Below are 20,867 nucleotides of genomic sequence, written 5' to 3' on the forward strand. Positions count from 1 at the left end.
ATTTAGAGCGTAAATTTTTGGCTACAAATGTATTAATATTATTCTTTCCAGAAACTATTGGCTTTTAGCCCAGATTAGAAATTTCCTTTTACTTTAAATTTTTGAACTTTTAACCATCCTGCCATCAGGCTAAACCAATCGGTGGTGCTCGTTTTGTTAATTAGCCCGAAACCATGACCGCCTTTTTCAAAATAGAAAAGGTTACTTGGAACTTTAGCAGCAAGTAATGCTTTATGCATTAATTCACTGTTTGCTACAGGCACGGTCTTGTCATCTTTAGCGTGTACGAAATAAGTTGGAGGTGTTTTTTTAGTTACGTTTTCATTTGCAGAAAAATACCTTCTTAATGAATCTGGCGGATTTGACCCTAATAGATTTTTCATTGTCCCTGTGTGTACCGATTCTTCGAAACTAATTACCGGATAAACCAGCACACCGAAGCTTGGTCGTAAATCTATTTTTTCAGGGTTCGCGATTTTTAGATCGTTATAATGTGTTTCTAAGGTAGAAGCGAAGTGACCACCTGCCGAAAAGCCCATTATTCCAACCTTATTGCTTTTGATATGGTATTTTTTAGCCGCCTTTCTTACCAGATAAATCGCTTGCTGTGCATCCTGAAGCAATGCATAAGTTTTATCAACCATGATTTGATCACTCGGCAAACGATATTTTAAAACAAAAGCGGTAACCCCAATGGCATTGAAACGTTTGGCCACATCTGTTCCCTCATGACTAAAAGCAAGCGCTCCATAACCACCTCCCGGGCAAATAATTATTGCTGTTCCGGTGGCGATATCTTTAGGCGCTTCAAATACCGTAAGTGTTGGTATCGAAACCTTCGTAACGCTTAATGTACCATTAGATCTTACCTCGGTATTTTCGGCATATGTTGACGGTGTAGGCTTTGCTCCTGGAATGCTGTCAGTAAACAAAGGAATTACTTCTTGTGATTTTGAAATTTGAACCGCCATAAAGAACAAAAAGAAAAGGATGAATGATTTTGCCATGATTGTTTATTAAAATTCCATTAAATAAGCTTTCAAAAAGTCGTTAATATCGCCGTTTAAAACGGCATCAGGGTTTGAGGTTTGATAGTTGGTTCGGTGATCTTTAACCCTTCGGTCATCCAGCACATAACTTCTAATCTGCGAACCCCATTCTATCTTCTTCTTCGATCCTTCTACCGCAGCAATGGCCTCATTGCGTTTACGTTCTTCGATTTCATACAGTTGAGATTTAAGCAAGCGAATGGCATTTTCTTTATTCTGCAACTGCGATCTCGATTCCTGATTTTTGATGATGATACCCGATGGTTTATGGTACAAACGAACAGCGGTTTCCACTTTATTTACGTTCTGTCCACCGGCCCCACCTGCTCTGAAGGTTTCAAATTCTATATCAGCCGGATTGATGTCAATCTGAATGGTATCATCAACCAATGGATAAACGTAAACCGATGCAAAAGACGTATGGCGACGGGCATTCGAATCAAACGGAGAGATGCGAACCAAACGATGAACGCCGTTTTCGCCTTTCAAATAGCCATAAGAAAAGTCGCCATCAAACTGAAGCGTTACCGATTTTATTCCGGCAATCTCCCCTTCTTGACTATCTTGTTCGGTAATTTTGTAACCATTTTTATCGCCCCACATCATATACATCCGCATGAGCATGTAAGCCCAATCGCAACTTTCGGTTCCTCCAGCCCCAGCAGTAATCTGCACTACTGCCGAAAGTTGATCTTCTTTATTTCTGAGCATATTTTTGAGTTCCAGTTCTTCAACCGAAGTTTTGCTGACCTCAAATTGCTCTTGAAGTTCTGTTTCTGATGCATCGCCAGATTGAAAAAACTCAAACATTACTGCTGCATCTTCTACCGCATTATTGGTTTGGTTAAAGCCATCTGTCCATTTTTTCTTTGAACTGATTTCTGCTAATATTTTTTCTGCTTTTTTTGGATCGTCCCAGAAATCGGGCGCCATCGTTAATTTTTCCTCTTCACGGATGGCGTATAGTAGCTCATCGACGTCAAAGATGCCTCCTCAGAGACGTTACTCTGTCTCTTAAATCCTGAATCTGTTCTTTGGTCATAATGGCAAATATAGCAATAGTTGCCGATTAAGCATGGAGAAATAATCGACAGACATTAAAGATAAATAATATAAAAAATCGATTTAGAAAGTGCTAAAACAATGTTAATTATTGCAACATATAAAAATGAATTGATTTTTTTAGTAATTTCAATTTTCTAATCAGATTATTAGCCAGTGAATTAACAACGTAGTTTAAAACAACGACAACCAATGCGGAGAAAGAAAATCAAAAACCAATTATCATTAACCAATGCTTAAACACACGCTCTCGTTCATCATCCTATTTTTTGCCGCAGGTAACATCTCCGCTCAAATTACAAAAGTAGATAGCTCAGAAATGGTTACGCTCCGGATTGACCCAGAAAGTGCTAGAGGCGCCAAAGTTTCAGAAATCTTCGAGGAAGTGAAATTCATCCCGTTAGAAACCACAAAAGAAAGCCTATTTGGGTCAATCGATCATCTCGAATTAACCAAAAATTGCTTTGTTATATATGATCATGATACTAAAGCAGTATTGATTTTTAATAAGAATGGGAAATTTAAGGCTAAAGTTAACAGCAGTAAATTAAACGAAAGCGATGAAAAGGACAAACAGGCTTTTTATGGTTTCAAATTAATTAAAACAAACGAAACTGAACTCATTCGAATTGCCTCTGGCAAGAAATACTATCTTTTCGATCTCGAAGGAAAATTAACAAAAAAATACCTCAGAGAAATGAAAGATTCAAAAGAAAATCATTTCAAATTTGCAGACAGTATTACCTCTATTGCGCCTTTCCATGTGAGCAGAGATGGGAAAGACAGTACATTCCACGAAATTGCAATCCTAAATAATAAGAAAGAAGTTGCCTTATATTTCCCATTGGAGTTTGACCGGTTTAAAACGGACCAATATATTGGATCAGGTAACCCAATTACAGATTCCCATCTTAAAAATGAACTATTTTACATCCGCTACTACGATTACAACATTTACAGAATAAAACCTAAATCTCTTTCACTGGCTTATCGAATTATTTTCCCTGCAAACAACTCTGTTCCAAAAGATTTTTTAACCAATCCCGATTATAAAAATAAAAGGATTGAGTACTTCCAAAAAAACCCAACCCAGATTTATGGCATAAGCAATCCTTATCTCATTGGCTACAATTTATATCTCAAAGCCAACACTTGGGGTTGGAACCTGGATTCAAAGACTGCTTTAATCCACAATTTGCAAACCGGTGCATTAACATCAATTAAAAATTTAGAAGCCGATAGCTTATCGCAATTTCTACCGGTTACTGATGGCGGATCATTCACTGATTTTTACAATCACGGTTTTCATCTTTACGAAGATGAGTATCTATACACCAGCTATTCATCATTAGCGATGTTTTCCTTTAAAGATTCAAGCGTTACTAGAAACATCAAATACGATCCTTTATTGAGCAAGTATTTTGAGACACAAAATAAAAAAAGCAATCCCGTTATCATCCAATTAAAGCCGAAAAAAAATTAATCGTTCTCATGTTCAAAATTCTGAAATTAATAGCTCTCCTTGTTTCCATCTTAATAGTAAAACCAACATTAGCGCAGCAAGCCAAACCTGTTTTCCCAGGTTCGGCTAAAGGCGTGTTAAGAGATACGGCTCATAACTATACCTTAAAATCGGCTACAGTTTCAGTCTATAAATTGGCAGATAGCAGTTTATTGAGTTATCAAATCAGTAATAATTATGGCGAGTTTAGCTTCAAAAACCTTCCTGTAGGAACTTCTTTGCAATTGGAGGTTAGCCATGTAAGTTACCAAACGCTTCGTAAAAAATTTACCATCCCCAGCGATAAAAACGCTATCGATTTACATACACTTATTATCAACCCAAAAGATATTACCTTAAATGAAGTGACGGTAACAGTACCGCCCATTACCATGAACGGTGATACACTAGAATTTAATGCCGCAGCATTTAAACTTGATAGCAACGCGGTGGTAGAAGATCTACTTCGTAAAATTCCGAACATTACTTTGTGGGGCGATGGGTTAATAACCGTGAACGGCAGAGAGATAAAAAGTGTTTTAGTGAATGGAAAACCATTTTTTGGAGGGGATACAAAAGTTGCCACTCAAAATATTGCTAAAAATGCTTTGGAAAAGATTCAGGTTTATAACACCATTAAGGATAAAACCAATCCTTTAGATTCTACCCTTACCATGAACTTAAAATTAAAAAAGGGAAAAGAGATCGGGTATTTTGGTAAAATCTCTGCAGGTTATGGAACAGATAATCGATTTGATGGCGATTTAAGTTTTAATATGTTTAGTCCGAAAATGCAATTGGCGATTGTAGGCGCAAGCAATAATGTGAATAAATCGTTAAACAATATTAATACATTGATGACCAATAGCACTTTTAAAGGCATTGGAACCAACAGTGATTATCAATCAGACTTTCGGGCTTCTGGTATAAATAGAGCCAATGCTGGTGGAGTTTCTTTTACTTACAATTTTATTGAAAAACCAAACTGGGAACTTCGAAACACACTTACCTCAACCTATTTTATTCAGGATAGAAATAGCGATGTGGTAAGTAATACTCAAACTACTACATCAATTAATACTAATGATAAAATTTACGAACAAAGTAATAATAGAAACAGATTTGAAAGCACCAATCAAAATTTTGATGCTAAGTATGAATTAATCAAACGAAACAAAAATTTAACATTAAGTCAAAATTTTCAGAAAAACAGCGGAGAAAACACGGGTGAAACACTCAGAAATGCCAGAAATGCTGAAGGTATGCTCACAAGCACCAACAATACGCTGAGCCAAGGCAATTTTGATAATACTAGTTTTAATTTCCTAGCCAATTATCACCTGTCGCAGGATTGGCTGAAACCTCGTAGGAAATTCAAAGGTATAAATATCACTTACGGACTTAGAGTTGATGATTCTCAAAATGAAAACTCCAACTTAACCGAATTTAAATCTTTTACTAACGCGGCTTCCGATCAACGTTTCGATCGTAGATATGATAAAAACATCAACACTCTTAATCAACAATTTGATGTCGAATTTCCAAACTTAAGGTCGATATTTTTTGGAGATAAACGATTAGGAGGAATTGATTTCGCTTTCAAAAATCAATTGAACTTCAACAACAGAAAAGATGACAACCAGGTTGAAGACCTAAACGGAAACACTAATACTTACCAACGAAATACTTATCTTACCAACAAGCTTGAAACCAATCGCATTGACGAAACCCCCGGAATTACATTTACCAAAACGATAAATAAAAGCCTATCTAACCGCTACAGCAAAAATCTTAGTTTCAATTTCGCTCCGAAACAGACGTTTATTTTTCAGGATAATAAGTCGCAAAAAAGTTTTCAAAATTTAAACAGGACTTATACCCGCTTCCTTCCCGATGCGTTTGTTAATTACTCAAATTACCAATTTGGAGAACATTTGAAAAACTATCGTTTAAGCTACAATACGAAAATCAGAATTCCAAATATCGATCAATTGGCGCCACTAATTGATAGTACTAACTTATATTCGATACAGAGGGGGAATTTAAACTTAAGAGAGGCAGTAGACCGAGAAATTAGCCTATCGACTAATCATTATGACCAAACCAATAAAAACACATTAAACTATAACTTATCACTTACTGCCGGTTTTACAAACGACAACATTGTAGACAGTACTTTTATAGATGATTTGAATAGAAGAACAATTTTTCTAACCAATGCAAATGGTAGAAAATACATTAATTTTTATGGAGATATTCGCAAAGCAATTAAGTTTAAAGCATCCGAATTGCAGCTTAGTCTGTCGTCGCAAATCAATAACGACCAAAACCCTGGCTTCACAAATAATGCTTTTGCTTTTTCTAAAAACCTAAACACAAACTCCGATTTAAAAGTTAATTACACCTATAAAGATTATTTGGCTATAGCGGTAAGTCAGAACTATGGAACCTACCAATCAAAGCAAGAGGCATTTAATACTGAGTACACAGGCGTAAACATGGCTTCTACTATAAGTTCAAGCTACAATTTTTCAAAGAGATTAACCCTTAGGAGCAACATTACCTACAACAGAAGTACCTCATCAAATGCGAATGATATTAACTTTACCATTTGGAATGCTAATCTTTTGTACCGCTTTTTGAAAGGAAATAACGCTGAAATAAAACTAGCAGCCTTGGATATTTTACATCAAAATACGAGTGTAATTAATTATGGAGGAAACAACAGTTTCACAATTGGCACCAGAAATGTACTCCAACAGTATTTTATGGCAACCTTATCATACTACCCTAAGCAATTTGGAAAAAAACCTGTGAAGAAATAATCTATTTCTTCATCCCCATATAATCCAGCGTTAAATTGGATAATAATTTTACGCCCAACACAAAGCCGCTTTCATCCAAATAGAAATCGGGCGTATGGTGAGAAGCCGTTTTTAAAGGATCTTTGCCTTTTGGCATGCCACCAAGAAAGACAAACAAGCCTGGTATTTTTTCCTGGAAAAATGAAAAGTCTTCAGCGCCAGTAACAGGCGGCTTAAGCATTACATTGTCTGCTCCGGCAGTTGCTTTCATACTCGGAAGCATTTTTTCTGTTAAAGCGATATCATTATATGTAACAGGATAATGGTTACTATATGGGATTTTAACTTCTGCAGTTCCGCCGCCAGCCTCGGCTGTTTTGGTGGCAATAGTTTTAATACGCTCAATAAACATCGCTTCATCTTCCTTGCTAAAATTACGAACCGTCCCGAGCATCTCGACTTTCTCGGGGATAATATTCGAACGTACACCACCATTGATAGCGCCGATAGTGACCACGCCTGGGTTTTCTGTAAGATTCAAATTTCTGCTTACAATGGTTTGAAGATTGTTTAGAATTTGGGCTGAAATTACAATAGGATCGATACTGCTCCAGGGATAGGCGCCATGTGCTTGTCGGCCTGTTACCGTAATTTTCATATCGTTTACCGCAGCCATTGTACCGCCGGGGCGATAAGTTACTTTGCCCACTTCTGTTTGAGCATTAATGTGTAAGCCAAAAATAGCTTCCACTTTTGGATTTTCTAAAACTCCCTCTTTAATCATCAAGGCAGCACCGCCTTCTTCTCCTGCCGGAACACCTTCTTCTGCGGGTTGAAAAATGAATTTCACAGTCCCGGGAATATCCTTTTTAATTGAAGCCAAAGCCTCTGCTACGCCCATTAAAATAGCCATATGGCTATCATGACCACAAGCATGCATTACGCCTACTTCTAGTCCGTTGTATTGCGCTTTCACTTTTGAAGCGAAAGGAACATCAACTCTTTCTGTAACGGGAAGTCCATCCATATCGGCTCTTAGTGCAACCACCGGACCAGGCTTACCTCCTTTTAAAATGCCAACCACACCAGTTTTGGCAACGCCAGTTTTAACCATTATGCCCAACGATTCGAGATGCTTTGCAATGATTTCTGCTGTTCTGGTTTCGGTATTGCCCAATTCAGGGTGTTCATGAAAATCTCTTCGCCAGGCGATTACTTTTTGTTCTAATGCATCGGCTTTTTTTGAAACCGCCGACCTCAAGTTAGATTGTTGAGCAAAGCTGACTAGCGAAATCAGCAGAAAAGGGATGATGTATAATTTTTTCATAGGAGATGATTAGTTGGTTTGCTAATTTAACAAGAAAAAGCTGTATCATTTATACAATCTGTTATCGTAAACCTGTGGAAGGACTTGTTAAAATACCAATTAAGGAGTTGCGACAAGCTCAACGCAACAAGGGTGAAGATGTTTAGATTTATGATACAGCCTCTAAATCACTTTATATTTTAACTAAATATGCCTTTCAGCTTATCTAATATCCCACCTTCGGCAGGAGTTTCGCCGTTTTGGCTAGCTGCAGGCGCTGGTCTGCCACCATTAAACATCCCAATTACATCGCTCACATCGAATTTAACATCACTTCCACCAGCCAAACTGCCCAGTACATCTTTAATATTGAACGAACTATCATTTGGATCAGCAGTTTTTTGGGTTAGTTTTCCAATGATTACGGGGATTACCGTTGCAGCCAATTTCTTCGCTGTTTCTGCATTTATGCCTAAACCCGCTAATTTATCTGTAAAACTTCCAGCCGCCTGCTGTGTAACCGCTGATCCTTCTGCATTCCCAGAATTAAAAATTTCGGCCAAGCCACCTACATTTCCAGAGGAAATTTGATCTTTCAACGTATCAAAAATAGAATCTGAAGCCGCTTGAATTACCTGTTCATTTTGCTCATTTCGAATTTCGTTGTTATTTACAACGGTGTCCTGTACGTTTTCAAGCACCAATTCATTTAAATTTTCTAACATATCGTTTGTTATTTATTTTATTGCTGGGTGCAAAATTTCAACGGGGACTAATATTAAAGTTACACTATAGATTCAACAATAAAAATTCTTATGGATTTTTGAACATTAAAAGACAGAATTAAAAATTTGCTTTATTACTTTTACAAAAAACAAAGACTATGTTACCGAAAATAAATTTTACTGAAACCGAGGCATACAAATACCTGGCCGATCATTTTATAGATATTAATCAAAAAAGCATTAAAGATCTTTTCGCAGAAGATGCAGATCGTTTCAACAAATTTTCTGTTTTTTTTGAAGATATCTTGCTTGACTACAGCAAGAATAGAATTACGGATGAAACCTTGGCTTTGTTAATTCAGCTGGCCCGCGAGTGTAAATTAGACGAAGCCATTAAAGCCATGTACAATGGCGATAAAATTAATGAAACTGAAGATCGTTCTGTACTTCATATTGCGCTGCGTAATTTAAGCAATACGCCAATCTTGGTAGATAATAACGATGTAATGCCTGAAGTTAATGCTGTTTTGGCTAAAATGGAAAAATTTAGCAACAGCATTATCAACGGTGAGTGGAAAGGTTACACCGGAAAAGCCATTACCGATATTGTGAACATAGGAATTGGAGGTTCAGATTTAGGACCGGTAATGGTTACCGAAGCCTTGAAACACTACAAGAACCATCTGAATAGTCACTTCGTTTCTAATATTGATGGAACGCACATCGCTGAAACCCTTTCGGGATTAAACGCAGAAACGACTTTGTTTTTGGTGGCCTCCAAGACGTTTACTACACAAGAAACCATGACCAATGCGCATTCTGCCCGCTCGTGGTTTTTAGAAAATGGTGGTAAAGAGAATGATATTGCTAAACATTTTGCTGCCTTATCTACCAATGCTAAAGATGTTTCAGCTTTTGGAATTGATACCGAAAACATGTTCGAATTTTGGGATTGGGTTGGCGGTCGTTATTCTTTATGGAGTGCAATTGGTCTATCTATTTCATTAAGTATCGGCTTCGATAATTTTAAAGAACTTTTAGCTGGTGCGCATGCAACCGATAATCACTTTAAAACCGCAGAATTTGAAAGCAACATTCCTGTAATTTTAGGACTATTAGGCGTTTGGTATATTAATTTTTACAATGCAGAAACGCAAGTAATTTTACCTTACGATCAATATATGCATCGCTTTGCAGCGTATTTCCAACAGGGAGATATGGAAAGCAACGGCAAGCATGTAGATAGAAATGGCAACGAAGTTGATTATGAAACAGGGCCAATTATTTGGGGCGAGCCTGGTACAAATGGTCAGCATGCATTTTATCAATTGATCCATCAAGGTACCAGAATCATTCCTGCTGATTTTATCGCTCCGGCTCAAAGCTTAAATCCACTGGGAGACCATCACCCAATTTTACTATCTAACTTTTTTGCGCAGACCGAAGCTTTAATGAACGGTAAGACGGAAGAAGATGTTACCGAAGAACTGAAAAAAGACGGCAAGTCGGCAGAAGACATTTCAAAAATTGCTCCGTTTAAAGTTTTTGAAGGAAACAGACCAACGAACTCTATTTTATTGAAAAAAATTACGCCATACACTTTAGGAAGTTTGGTAGCTATGTATGAGCACAAAATTTTTGTTCAGGGTGTAATATGGAATATTTTCAGCTTTGATCAGTGGGGTGTGGAGTTAGGTAAACAATTGGCTAAAAAAATTCTTCCAGAGTTGGAAGGTGATGAGAAAGTGGCGAGCCACGACAGTTCGACCAATGGTTTGATTAATCAATATAAGACTTGGAGGTAAAACCTACAAGTAGTTTTGGCTTTTGAAAACAAAATCAAACAAAGTTTAGCAAAAAGCGAGTTTTATACTCGCTTTTTCTATTTATAATCAATATTTTAGGGCACCCTTAGCCAAGTGGCAAATCCAAATTAACTTATTAATGAAATTTTCTCTCGCTTCTCGCCTTTGATCGTTTCTAATCATTAAAAACAAATTACGAATGAAAAAAAGATTTCTTTTTGCTTCGGCCCTTTCCATTTTATGTTTAAGTGCCTCCGCTCAAAAAGTACAATTTACGGAGTTCGACCTTGACAATGGTCTTCACGTTATTTTACATCAAGACAAAACCGCACCCGTAGTCGCCGTTTCTGTAATGTATCATGTTGGTTCGAAAGACGAAGAAACAGAGCGCACAGGCTTTGCACACTTTTTCGAACATTTATTATTTGAAGGATCGGATAATATTAAACGCGGCGAATTTATGAAATTCGTAAGTAGCAATGGTGGGCAGAACAATGCAAATACCTCTCAAGACCGTACTTTTTATTACGAAGTGTTTCCCTCTAATCAATTGGAATTAGGCCTTTGGCTTGAAAGTGAAAGAATGTTGCACCCGGTGATTAATGAAGTTGGCGTTAAAACCCAAAATGAAGTTGTTAAAGAGGAAAAACGCTTACGTATTGATAATGCACCTTATGGAAAGTTTACCGAAAAAATATTTTCGCATCTGTTTGCTGGCCATCCTTATCGCTGGCAGCCAATTGGTTCAATGGAACATTTAGATGCTGCAAAACTTAGTGAGTTCATTGCATTCTTTAAAAAATATTATGTTCCTAACAATGCGGTTTTAACTATTGCAGGCGATGTGGATATCGAAAAAACCAAAGGCCTGGTTAAATCTTATTTTAACGAGGTACCAAAAGGTGAACCTGTTGTTCGCAAGGAGTACAAACTACCAGAGATCACTAAAGAGATCATCGATACCGCTTACGATGCCAATATTCAAATTCCGGCAATATTTGCAGCGTATCGCGTACCGGGAATGAAAAGCAGAGATAGCAAAGTACTGGGCATGATCAGCTCTATTTTATCTGGCGGCGGTAGCTCGAGATTAAGCACTAAAATGGTTGATGAAAAGAAAACTGCCTTGCAAGTAGCGGCTTTCAATTACAGTTTGGAGGATTACGGCGCTTATATCACTTTAGCCCTGCCAAATAAAAACACCCCACTAAACGATTTATTAAAAGATATTGATGAAGAAGTATCGCGTTTACAAACGGATTTAATCAGCGAAAGTGATTATAAAAAGTTGCAGAATAAATTTGAAAACGATTACGTAAGCGCCAACAGCAGAATGCTCGGAGTTGCCGAAAATTTAGCAGCAGGTTACACCTTCCACGATAAAGATACAAACGACATCAACAAAGAATTAGAAATAATAAGATCGATTACACGCGAGGAAATCAGAGACGTTGCCAAAAAATACCTAGGCAAAAATCAACGAGTTGTTTTGTATTATTTACCTAAGAAATAAGCGCTTTATATCTTACATTATTTAAAATCATGAAAAAAATATTCATCATAGCTGCAATTTCCTTATTGGCTCAAGGTATTTCGGCACAAACTATAAATCGCAGTCAAAAACCAAAACCTGGTCCGGCGCCTGTAATAACTATCGGCGATCCGGTAATTTATAAACTGGCCAACGGCATCACTGTTTTAGTGGTAGAAAATCATAAGTTACCTAAAATCTCAGCAAGCTATAGTATCGATGCTGGTCCGATTACCGAAGGCACTAAGGCTGGCGTGGTGGGCTTAATGGGCAGCATGTTAAATGAAGGAACAACCGCCAAAACCAAGGCACAATTCGATGAGGCGGTAGATCAATTAGGTGCCGATGTTGCTGCTAATGCATCTGGGGGTTCGGCATCAGCTTTAACCCGCTATTTTCCTCAAGCTTTCGCTTTAATGGCAGAAAGTATCAGAAAGCCAGCATTCCCTGAAGCTTCTTTTGAAAAGATAAAATCTCAAACGATTACGGGATTGAAATCAAATGAAAAAAATGCCAAAGCAATATCTTCACGTGTGGTAAATGCCCTGGCTTATGGAAAAAATCATCCTAATGGAGAATTTGAGACGGAAGCATCTATCAACGGTTTAACTTTGGCTGATGTAAAGAACGCTTATGCAAAATACATTACTCCATCTAGAGGTTATTTAACTTTTGTCGGAGATATTAAACCAGAAATGGCAAAAGCGCTTGCAGAAAAAGCATTCGGCGATTGGAAAGGCGCAAAATTAACTTTACCTACATTAGCAAAAGTGAGCAATCCTGCTAAAACTGAAGTTGATGTAATTAATGTAAGTAACGCGGTACAATCTGAAATTACGGTGGTAAATTTAATCGATTTACCTATGAGCAATCCTGATTACTTTCCACTTTTATTGGCTAATCAAATCTTAGGTGGAGGTTCGGAATCCAGATTATTTATGAATCTACGTGAAAAACATGGATTTACTTATGGCGCCTATTCTAGCACAAGTGCCGGAAGATTTCAGTCAAAATTTTCCGCTAACGCCGCCGTTAGAAACGAAAAAGTTGATAGTGCCGTAGTTGAATTTTTGAAAGAGATAAATACCATCCGTACGGCAAAGGTATCTGCGGAGGAGCTGCAAAATGCAAAAAATCTTTACAATGGTAGCTTTGCGCTGGGTCTTGAAAACCCTGCCCGTATTGCTGGCTTCGCTAGTAGTATTTTAATTAATAATTTACCTAAAGATTTTTACCGTACTTACTTACAAAAATTAAATGCGGTAACAGCTGACGACATTTTAAGAGTTGCCAAAAAATATTACAATCATGATAATACCCGTGTAGTAATTGTTGGCAAAACGGAAGCTTTTATACCGGGCTTAAAGAAAGCTGGTTTTGCGGTCAATCAATTTGATAGTTACGCAATGCCTGTTACAGCTGCCGCTACTACTAGCACAGCCACTACAAAGGGTGCTAAAGATGTTATAGCAAGTTACATTACAGCAATAGGCGGAGAAGCAGCGATTAAAAAGATCACGTCGTTACAACAAAATGGTGAAATGGACATGCAAGGCAACAAGTTAACTGTAACCATGAAAAACATGGCGCCGAACGCAAATAGCATGGAAATATCTATGATGGGACAAACTGCAATGAAACAAGTTTTCAATGGGACAACTGGATATGCCACGCAAATGGGGCAAAAGAAAGAATTAACTGGAGATGACCTGACAGACAAGAAAGAGGAAAAAGGCTTGGTAAGTCAGTTGTACTATGCTACTGATGGCTGGAAAGTTGAATCGGCCGGAACAGCAAAAGTGGGAACAGCCGACGCTTATAAATTAGAAATTACTTCACCATCTGGCAAAAAGAAAACTGAATATTATGATGTCAAGACTGGCTTGCTTTTGAAAGATGAGAAAACGGTAACAAAGGGCACTGTAGAAATTAGTCAATCGACAGAGTATGCTGATTACAAGAAAGTAGGAGACCTATTATTTCCTCATTCATTGACGCAAAGCGTCCAAACTCCACAAGGCTCACAAGAGTTTGCCATTATAATTAAAGAAATTAAAGTGAATCCGCCACTAAAAGCAGAAGAATTTAATTAACGAGTTATTTTGAAGATAGAAAGCCGTTGCATTTAAAATGTAACGGCTTTTTACTTTTGAAGCCATTCTTTGCTTTTTCATAATATCATTTATGGAATGTTTGAAACTTGCACATCTTTAATTTGTTATACTTTAAAACACACAGGTTATGAAACAATTTAGATTAATACTGAGCTTGGTTTTGGTGAGCTCATCATTATCATTACTCGCACAAACAGATAAAGAAACCACAGAAAAAATAATTAAAGAGCAGAACTATACATTTGTGGCTAATTCTGCCATCCCGATGGCTAATATGGATGTTTCGAGAGTCTTGGAAAGAATGCCCGGAAATCCAAGTGGGTCTTACATCAATTTATCAGGAAGCAACTACGACTTCACAGTAACCAAGGATAGCATTATTGCTTACTTGCCATTTTATGGGAGAGCATTTAGTGCGCCATATAACCCGAATGAAGGTGGAATAAAGTTTACTTCAAAAGATTTTACTTACAGGCAAACTGTGAGTAAAAAAGGCGCCTATACTGTTCAAATAAATACGAAGGATGTTAAAAGGGAAAATTATAGGTTTACGTTAAATGTTTCTACAAGTGGATACGCTACTTTGGTTGCTTCTGGAAACAATAGGCAACCGATTACCTTTAACGGTGTATTGCAAGAATCGAAGAAGAAAGATAAAAATTTATAAATCAGGTGTGGAAGTCTAATCCTGTATCCTCATTCTCGCGTAGGCGTTAATTTTAAAGCAATGCATAATAAATCCGATTTAGATCCTCAGTCAAGCTGAAGGTTAATTTATTTGATAAAATCAATATAAATGACGTTAAGAACGGTCGTCATTGCGAGGCACGAAGCACTCTCCTTTAAAAAAATAATGCAACAAAAGAGATTGCTTCAATCCATGAAAAATTGATTGAAGCAATTGTAAAGTTCGAAAATTAAAAACATCAATGTAGGATGAGGGTTATTTATGGTCGGTGGAGATACCGACCATAGAGGAATTATGCTATTTCTTTACCAACTGAATCTGATAAATATGGGGCCATTTTTTACCCGTTACAAACAGGCTTTTTGTTGCTTTATCATAGGCAATTCCGTTCAGCACGTTATTTGCCTTTTCGTCTTCAGTCTTGAAATTATCTGCAGAAAAAATCCCCGCCAAATTGATACGTGCTTCAACAGCACCATTATCCGGGTTGATGATCAAAATATCGTTTGTGGTGTAAACATTGGCGTAGATTTTCCCATCGATAACTTCTAACTCATTAAGATTTTGAATTGGCCCTTTATTGTCATAAACATCAATAGAACCGATGCGGTTGTACTTATCTTTATCCAAAAAGAAAATCGTATTTGAACCATCTGTGTTGAGCACCTTTTCTCCGTCGAAAGCCAAACCCCAACCCTCTCTTCCGGTAGTGTAGGAAAATTCTGAAAGTTTTTTCATGGTAGCTTTGTCGTAAACAAAACCCACTTTTTCACGGTAGGTAAGTTGAATGATTTTATCACCAATAACCGTGATTCCTTCTGCAAAATATTGTTTATCAACCGGTGTTGACTGAACTATTTTCCCTGTTGATGGTTCTACTTTACGCAGACTCGAATGGCCGTAATCGCCAGCGCTTTCGTAAAAAAAGCCATCATGATATTCTAAACCTTCCACGTAGGAAGTAGTATCGTGCGGAAGCGTTTTGATTACTTTGTAAGTATATTCCAATGGTGCCTGGGCAGCCAGCACATTAATATTGGTCGTTAGCTCTTCAGCCTCTGTACCTTCGTAAATTTTGGCAGTTAAAATATGGCTTCCTAACTTCAATCCTGCTGTTTTTAGCTTAATAGACAAAGTGTCTGTTTTGGCAATAACTTTAGCCGTATCAATTAAATAGACAACAGAATCTACGCTCTTATCCTTTCCAAATTGAACTTTAACTTCAAATTCATTTCCAACAGGAACATTTAAGCCGATCATCGGCGATAAGAAGCTCCTATAAGCCCCTGGTTTATCATCCTTGCATGAGCTGACAAATGCAACGATGATTGTGATGAAAAGTAAATTTTTGATTTGGTTAGTCTTCAGGGCAAAAAGCATCTTCAATATGATTTAGGTTATAACTTTTATTTTTTGTAAAGGTAGTCGCAATTATATCAAAACGAATATCATTTTGATGATTCACGATTTCTATGTATTAAGTTGCGGCTAGTTCCATCTGTTTCTGCTTTGCATTATGTACAAACTCCTCCGCCTGACCAAAAGCAACAGATGTTCGGGCTTTTACCTCCACGAAAACCATGACTCCATCTTTATACACTATTAAATCTATCTCCGCTTTGCCATGCGTCCAGTTCTCGTCCAGCACTTCGTAATTTTTACCCTCTAAATATTGTTTTGCAATATTTTCACTCTCTCCCCCTAAAGCGTTATGAATCACCCTTTTGATGAATTATTGAATGATCGATTTTTGAAGGAGTGAATGATACCTGTATGAAGAAATGAATAAACGGCCCTGATCTAAAAATCCCTAAATCTTGTTAATTCTGATCCTATTTCACAATTACTGAACCTAAAAACTTAGATATTTCCCGTTCCACTCCTTTAATTACACCGTAACGCTGCATTAAAATCATTTGGTTATCCGCATCGTTTTCGTCTTTAATTTCTTTTAACAAATTGGTCAAAATCTTATCAACCTTTCTTTTCTTCAGATGAAAAATACCTCCTAAAATGGTTGCTTTGAGGTTCATACTTTCATCTTTAACGTAAATCAGGTGCTTATTAAGCCAGTTTTCACTTAAGGCATATTCTGATGTAGAAAGCGTTATGGCTAAATCCGCCAGGTCACGATCTTCATGTTTTATAAAATGATTTGCCGTTGGTAATCTTCCATTGTCAATCTCTGTTTTATAATGCTCGATGATCCTTTTACAAAGTGAATTTTCAAAGTCGACATCTGCCAGGTTTTGCATAATAAACGAACCGATATACATGTCATCGATCTTGTCCCAATTTACAAATTCATGCCCGTAAGTTAACAACAAGCGTACTATTTCCTTCTCCTGAATCTCATCTGTTGCCGAAGCGGCTTGTTGGCTATCTGGGCCAGCATTGTCATCCCACAAATCGTCTGGCGGCCCTAACGGTTCGGGCGGACCAGAAGAATAAGGATTACTATTATTGTTTGAAAAATTACCTTGAGCTCTTTGATTACTTTCGAAATTTTTCTTCACTTTGTTTGAGCGCATTTTATTCAACTCGCTCATCAAAATCTTTTCTTCAATTTCAAGCAGGCTGCTCGATTCGCGAACAAAAACCGACGCCTTAATTGGGTCAGGGATTTTCGCAATACTTTCTACAATATCGCGGATAATTCCAGCCCTCTTTATCGGATCATCACCAGCATCCTTCAATAAAACATTGGCCTTGTAAAGGATAAAATCTTTGCGATTTTGCTCTAAATAAGTCTTGAAAGCGCCTGCCCCTACATGGTGCATATAAGAATCCGGATCATGACCATCGGGAAACGAAACGATCTTTACGTTTAATCCCTCTTCCAGAATCATATCCAATCCACGTAATGAAGCCTTTATCCCGGCGGCATCACCATCAAATAAAATGGTAATATTTTGCGTAAAACGACCGATAAGTTTAATCTGTTCTACGGTTAAAGAGGTTCCGGAAGAAGCGACAACATTTTCTATACCTGCCTGATGTACAGAAAGCACATCGGCATATCCTTCGGCCAGATAACAGTTATCCAAATCCCGAATTGCCTTCTTCGCATGGAACAAGCCATAAAGAACATTCGATTTATGATAAATTTCGCTTTCGGGAGAATTTACATATTTGGGTACGTTTTTATCGGTTTTGAGGGTTCTACCGCCGAAGCCAATTACCCTGCCCGTAAAACCATGGATAGGAAACATCACGCGGCCACGAAAGCGGTCGTAAATTTTCCCATTATCGTTCTTGATAGATAATCCGGTAGACTCTAAAAATTCCAATTTATGGCCTGCATTGGTAGCGCTTTGAGTTAGGGCATCCCAAACATCAGGCGAATAACCTACTTCAAATTTCTTAAGGATATCTTCCCGAAAACCACGCTCCTTAAAATAGCTGAGTCCAATTCCTTTCCCTTCATCTGTTTCCCAAAGTTGTTTTACAAAAAATGCTGATGCAAATTGAGATACGATGTACAAACTTTCTTTGGCGCTTTGTGCCTCCGCATCTTGTGGCGTGAGTTCAGTTTCCTCAACTTCAATATTGTATTTAGTGGCTAAAAACTTAAGCGCTTCAGGATACGAATATTTCTCGTGATCCATAATGAAACGAACAGAATCGCCTCCTTTTCCGCATCCAAAGCATTTGTAAATCCCCTTGGTTACCGAAACGTGGAAAGAAGGGGTTTTTTCGCCATGGAATGGGCAATTGCCAATTAAACTAGTTCCGCGTTTTTTTAAGTGCACAAAATCCCCTACTACCTCCTCAATTCGGGCGGTATCCATTATCTTATCTATCGTTTCGCGGTTTATCATTTTAGTTCTACGTTTTAAGTAATAAGTTTTACGTCTGCCGACTTCACTTATAACCTACAACTTTTAACATATTCAAAATATTAATAGGCATACAGACCTATAGCTTATAACATTCAAAAATTTCTATAGACATCCAGACCTATAACTTATAACCTACCTCACCAAAGGCAATAACTGTTCAGCCACTAATTTATTCCCAACTTCATTTAAATGAACACGATCTGTAGTTAAAATGCCTTTCTCTTTGTCTTCCGGATTGTTTTTCGCTTCGTAGGCTGTGAAAATTTTTCTCAAATCGCAAACTGGTAAATTGTTTTTTGCAGCCAGCTGTCTTATCCCTTCGGCATACTTATTTAAGTCTGCATCAAGCTCATTGGTTCCATCTTTTTTTTCTCCCACAACAGATGGTGTAACAAGAATCACCTTACTACCAACACCCTGAATTTTACTAATCAAAGCTTGATAAAACTTAAAATATTTATCATAATCAGTTCCGGTATGTGATGATTGTTTGTGCCAAACATCATTAATCCCTACATAAATGACTACCAGATCTGGTTTTTTATTTAATACATCATCTTCCAAGCGTAGATACAAATCGTATACCTTGTTGCCACCAATACCAGCTCCTGTAACAGCATACTTAGTAGAATCTAAAGCTTTCTTTATTAAGGTAACATAGCCATTTTTCGAAACGCCCTGCTGCGTGATAGAGTCTCCAAAGAAGATAATGTGTTTTGGTTTAAATGTCATTGAAGTTAATGCAATTAGGCAAAAGCTTAGTAAAATGCCTGTTCTGAATAAATTTTTCATTGAAATATAGGTTTGATTATTTTTGATCAATTTTTTTTAAGGTCCAGATCCTGAAAATCGAAGCTAAAATCGGTTAATGGAGAAATTGCCTCCATTTTAAAGCCTGTAGGTTTTCCTTCGGTATCAAGCGAAAAGTTAACAAATGCATCCGCATCCATACTTCTATCGTACCATTTAACAATAAAAGTATTGCCTTTGTAATACACCATATCGCCGGTTAACTTTAGGGAGTTTTTTGCCTGGAAATGCATTTTTCCATTTACATTGCTAATGGTAACTAGACCAAACCACACATCGTTGTATTCACCCAAATAATTTTTTAAATCTGGTTTATTAGTACCGTCTTTTTGAGCAGAAGCGATATCAGCCCAAATTTTATCAGTCACTTTTTTAGCATCTTCCTTATCTTCTTTCTCACTATCGGTTACCTCTTTAACTCTGTCTTTACCTTTGATACCGAAATAGCCATCCTTAATGGCTTCAGTAATTGCAGTAAAAGCGCCGCCAGATTGTTGATTCGTCAGCACGATTATACCCAATTTCAAATCTGGTATTAAAGTTACTTCACTTACCATTCCAGCCAGACCACCGGTATGCTCAGCAACCATATAACCTTTTTCATCACTCAAAAACCAACCTAGTCCATAACCAAAGAAATGCGTGTTATAATCGCCTTTTCCAGCAGGGATGATGCTGTGCAAGGTCCACATTCTGTTCTGCGAAGCTCTGCTAAATAAGGTTTTGTCTAACTTCTCGCCATACTTACCCCCGTTTAATTGCGTAATTGCCCATTTGCTTAAATCTGCTACGCTCGAGTTCATTCCACCAGCGGCATTGCTATTCTCAGAGAAATCTTTCGGGATGACCGACAATTTCCCATTGACAGGCGCATGGGCATCAATGATATTTGTTTTGTCTTTTAATCGATTAAAAGAAAGGGCAGTACTATTCATGCCTAATGGTTGCGCAATTTTTTGCTCAATAAAATCTTCATATTTCATTCCAGAAATCCGTTCGATTACTTCGCCGGCCACGATGTAAAGTAAGTTATCGTAATCCCATTTGGTACGGAAACTAGAAACAGGTTTGAGATACCTTAAATTATGAATGATTTGTTTTTTCGAAACCGTTGAAGAATCAGGCCAAATCATTAAATCACCAGCACCTAGACCTAATCCACTTCTATGCGAAAGTAAATCACTGATGGTAAACTCAGAAGTAACGTATGCATCGTATAGTTTAAACTCAGGAATTATGTCGGTTACTTTCGTGTCCCAGGTAATTTTCTTTTCATCTATCAGCATGGCTAAGGCTGCTGCTGTAAATGCTTTGGTGTTCGAGGCAATACCGAACAGGGTATTTTCATCAACCTTCAATTTATTTTTTAAAGACCGAACACCATAACCTTTGGCGTGGATTACCTTTCCATCTTTTAATACTGCTACAGCAATACCAGGAACATTTAAAGCAGTTAAGGTTTTTTCTGCAACACTGTCGATTTGTTTAGATGTAAGTACCTGAGCAGACAGATTTGTACTGCAAAGGATCAGTAGAAAACTCGCCTGTATAAAAGTTTTTTGAAAGGATAATCGCATGGAGGGTGGGTTTAAATATCGCTTAAAGATAATCATTCTTTCAGGAGCATTTT

Annotated in this window: 15 protein-coding genes; 6 read left to right on the top strand and 9 right to left on the bottom strand. The window is 37.5% G+C overall.

The annotated features are described in order from the left end of the window. Positions 1-74 precede the first annotated feature (74 nt). Both OQZ33_RS07595 and prfB read right to left on the bottom strand, forming a co-directional pair. Complete coding sequence (locus OQZ33_RS07595) at positions 75-1,007, bottom strand: alpha/beta hydrolase (protein ID WP_265798455.1); 933 nt, start codon at positions 1,005-1,007, stop codon at positions 75-77. A gap of 9 nt (positions 1,008-1,016) precedes the next feature. Continuing rightward, a protein-coding gene (gene prfB / locus OQZ33_RS07600; RefSeq protein ID WP_265798456.1) for a peptide chain release factor 2 occupies positions 1,017-2,091 on the bottom strand; the annotation gives its coding sequence in 2 pieces (ribosomal slippage) (positions 1,017-2,030 and positions 2,032-2,091; 1,074 coding nt in all). A gap of 252 nt (positions 2,092-2,343) precedes the next feature. On the opposite strand from prfB, the gene OQZ33_RS07605 reads away from it, so the two are divergent. Next, on the top strand, positions 2,344-3,594 hold the full coding sequence (locus tag OQZ33_RS07605) for a 6-bladed beta-propeller (protein ID WP_265798457.1): 1,251 nt from the start codon (positions 2,344-2,346) through the stop codon (positions 3,592-3,594). An 8-nt stretch (positions 3,595-3,602) separates the two neighbouring features. Then, complete coding sequence (locus OQZ33_RS07610) at positions 3,603-6,437, top strand: outer membrane beta-barrel protein (RefSeq protein ID WP_265798458.1); 2,835 nt, start codon at positions 3,603-3,605, stop codon at positions 6,435-6,437. 1 nt (position 6,438) lies between these two features. Here OQZ33_RS07610 and OQZ33_RS07615 read toward each other — a convergent pair whose 3' ends face one another. Both OQZ33_RS07615 and OQZ33_RS07620 read right to left on the bottom strand, forming a co-directional pair. Continuing rightward, positions 6,439-7,743 carry an amidohydrolase gene (locus tag OQZ33_RS07615; protein WP_265798459.1) on the bottom strand — a complete coding sequence of 435 codons (1,305 nt, stop codon included), beginning with the start codon at positions 7,741-7,743 and terminating at the stop codon, positions 6,439-6,441. 179 nt (positions 7,744-7,922) lie between these two features. Next, positions 7,923-8,447 (bottom strand): hypothetical protein, encoded by a 525-nt coding sequence (locus tag OQZ33_RS07620; protein ID WP_265798460.1) that lies wholly within the window; start codon positions 8,445-8,447, stop codon positions 7,923-7,925. A 158-nt stretch (positions 8,448-8,605) separates the two neighbouring features. Here OQZ33_RS07620 and pgi point away from each other — a divergent pair, with 158 nt between their 5' ends. The 4 genes from pgi to OQZ33_RS07640 all read left to right on the top strand — a co-directional run bounded on the left by pgi (position 8,606) and on the right by OQZ33_RS07640 (position 14,564). Continuing rightward, positions 8,606-10,252: a glucose-6-phosphate isomerase gene (gene pgi, locus OQZ33_RS07625; RefSeq protein WP_265798461.1), complete on the top strand. Its 1,647-nt coding sequence runs from the start codon at positions 8,606-8,608 to the stop codon at positions 10,250-10,252. A gap of 199 nt (positions 10,253-10,451) precedes the next feature. Beyond that, on the top strand, positions 10,452-11,765 hold the full coding sequence (locus OQZ33_RS07630) for a M16 family metallopeptidase (protein WP_265798462.1): 1,314 nt from the start codon (positions 10,452-10,454) through the stop codon (positions 11,763-11,765). A gap of 29 nt (positions 11,766-11,794) precedes the next feature. Further along, entirely contained in the window at positions 11,795-13,876 is a 2,082-nt protein-coding gene (locus tag OQZ33_RS07635) for an insulinase family protein (protein WP_265798463.1), read from the top strand. 148 nt (positions 13,877-14,024) lie between these two features. After that, positions 14,025-14,564, top strand: a complete 540-nt coding sequence (locus tag OQZ33_RS07640; protein WP_265798464.1) for a DUF4251 domain-containing protein — start codon at positions 14,025-14,027, stop codon at positions 14,562-14,564. Positions 14,565-14,882: 318 nt separating this feature from the next. On the opposite strand, the gene OQZ33_RS07645 is transcribed toward OQZ33_RS07640, so the two are convergent. From OQZ33_RS07645 to OQZ33_RS07665, 5 genes are all read right to left on the bottom strand, one after another. After that, the gene (locus tag OQZ33_RS07645) at positions 14,883-15,965 is read right to left on the bottom strand and encodes a glutaminyl-peptide cyclotransferase (RefSeq protein ID WP_265798465.1); all 1,083 of its coding nucleotides are present in this window, start codon (positions 15,963-15,965) and stop codon (positions 14,883-14,885) included. 97 nt (positions 15,966-16,062) lie between these two features. Continuing rightward, complete coding sequence (locus OQZ33_RS07650; protein ID WP_265798466.1) at positions 16,063-16,305, bottom strand: YraN family protein; 243 nt, start codon at positions 16,303-16,305, stop codon at positions 16,063-16,065. A gap of 112 nt (positions 16,306-16,417) precedes the next feature. Further along, positions 16,418-18,406, bottom strand: coding sequence for a DNA primase (dnaG, locus tag OQZ33_RS07655; protein ID WP_265798467.1), 1,989 nt, complete (start codon positions 18,404-18,406; stop codon positions 16,418-16,420). Between the two features lie 153 nt (positions 18,407-18,559). Further along, positions 18,560-19,219 carry an SGNH/GDSL hydrolase family protein gene (locus tag OQZ33_RS07660; RefSeq protein ID WP_265798468.1) on the bottom strand — a complete coding sequence of 220 codons (660 nt, stop codon included), beginning with the start codon at positions 19,217-19,219 and terminating at the stop codon, positions 18,560-18,562. A gap of 26 nt (positions 19,220-19,245) precedes the next feature. Beyond that, complete coding sequence (locus tag OQZ33_RS07665; RefSeq protein WP_265798469.1) at positions 19,246-20,814, bottom strand: serine hydrolase; 1,569 nt, start codon at positions 20,812-20,814, stop codon at positions 19,246-19,248. Positions 20,815-20,867 lie beyond the last annotated feature (53 nt).

The organism is Pedobacter sp. MC2016-05, from assembly GCF_026239735.1.
GTDB lineage: Bacteria > Bacteroidota > Bacteroidia > Sphingobacteriales > Sphingobacteriaceae > Pedobacter.

Excerpts from the sequence above, each read along its gene's own strand:
- pgi (WP_265798461.1), top strand. The coding sequence starts at position 8,606 with ATGTTACCGAAAATAAATTTTACTGAAACCGAGGCATACAAATACCTG.
- OQZ33_RS07605 (WP_265798457.1), top strand. The coding sequence starts at position 2,344 with ATGCTTAAACACACGCTCTCGTTCATCATCCTATTTTTTGCCGCAGGT.
- OQZ33_RS07635 (WP_265798463.1), top strand. The coding sequence starts at position 11,795 with ATGAAAAAAATATTCATCATAGCTGCAATTTCCTTATTGGCTCAAGGT.
- OQZ33_RS07595 (WP_265798455.1), bottom strand. The coding sequence starts at position 1,007 with ATGGCAAAATCATTCATCCTTTTCTTTTTGTTCTTTATGGCGGTTCAA.
- OQZ33_RS07630 (WP_265798462.1), top strand. The coding sequence starts at position 10,452 with ATGAAAAAAAGATTTCTTTTTGCTTCGGCCCTTTCCATTTTATGTTTA.
- OQZ33_RS07660 (WP_265798468.1), bottom strand. The coding sequence starts at position 19,219 with ATGAAAAATTTATTCAGAACAGGCATTTTACTAAGCTTTTGCCTAATT.
- OQZ33_RS07640 (WP_265798464.1), top strand. The coding sequence starts at position 14,025 with ATGAAACAATTTAGATTAATACTGAGCTTGGTTTTGGTGAGCTCATCA.
- OQZ33_RS07610 (WP_265798458.1), top strand. The coding sequence starts at position 3,603 with ATGTTCAAAATTCTGAAATTAATAGCTCTCCTTGTTTCCATCTTAATA.
- OQZ33_RS07615 (WP_265798459.1), bottom strand. The coding sequence starts at position 7,743 with ATGAAAAAATTATACATCATCCCTTTTCTGCTGATTTCGCTAGTCAGC.
- OQZ33_RS07665 (WP_265798469.1), bottom strand. The coding sequence starts at position 20,814 with ATGCGATTATCCTTTCAAAAAACTTTTATACAGGCGAGTTTTCTACTG.
- OQZ33_RS07645 (WP_265798465.1), bottom strand. The coding sequence starts at position 15,965 with ATGCTTTTTGCCCTGAAGACTAACCAAATCAAAAATTTACTTTTCATC.
- dnaG (WP_265798467.1), bottom strand. The coding sequence starts at position 18,406 with ATGATAAACCGCGAAACGATAGATAAGATAATGGATACCGCCCGAATT.
- OQZ33_RS07620 (WP_265798460.1), bottom strand. The coding sequence starts at position 8,447 with ATGTTAGAAAATTTAAATGAATTGGTGCTTGAAAACGTACAGGACACC.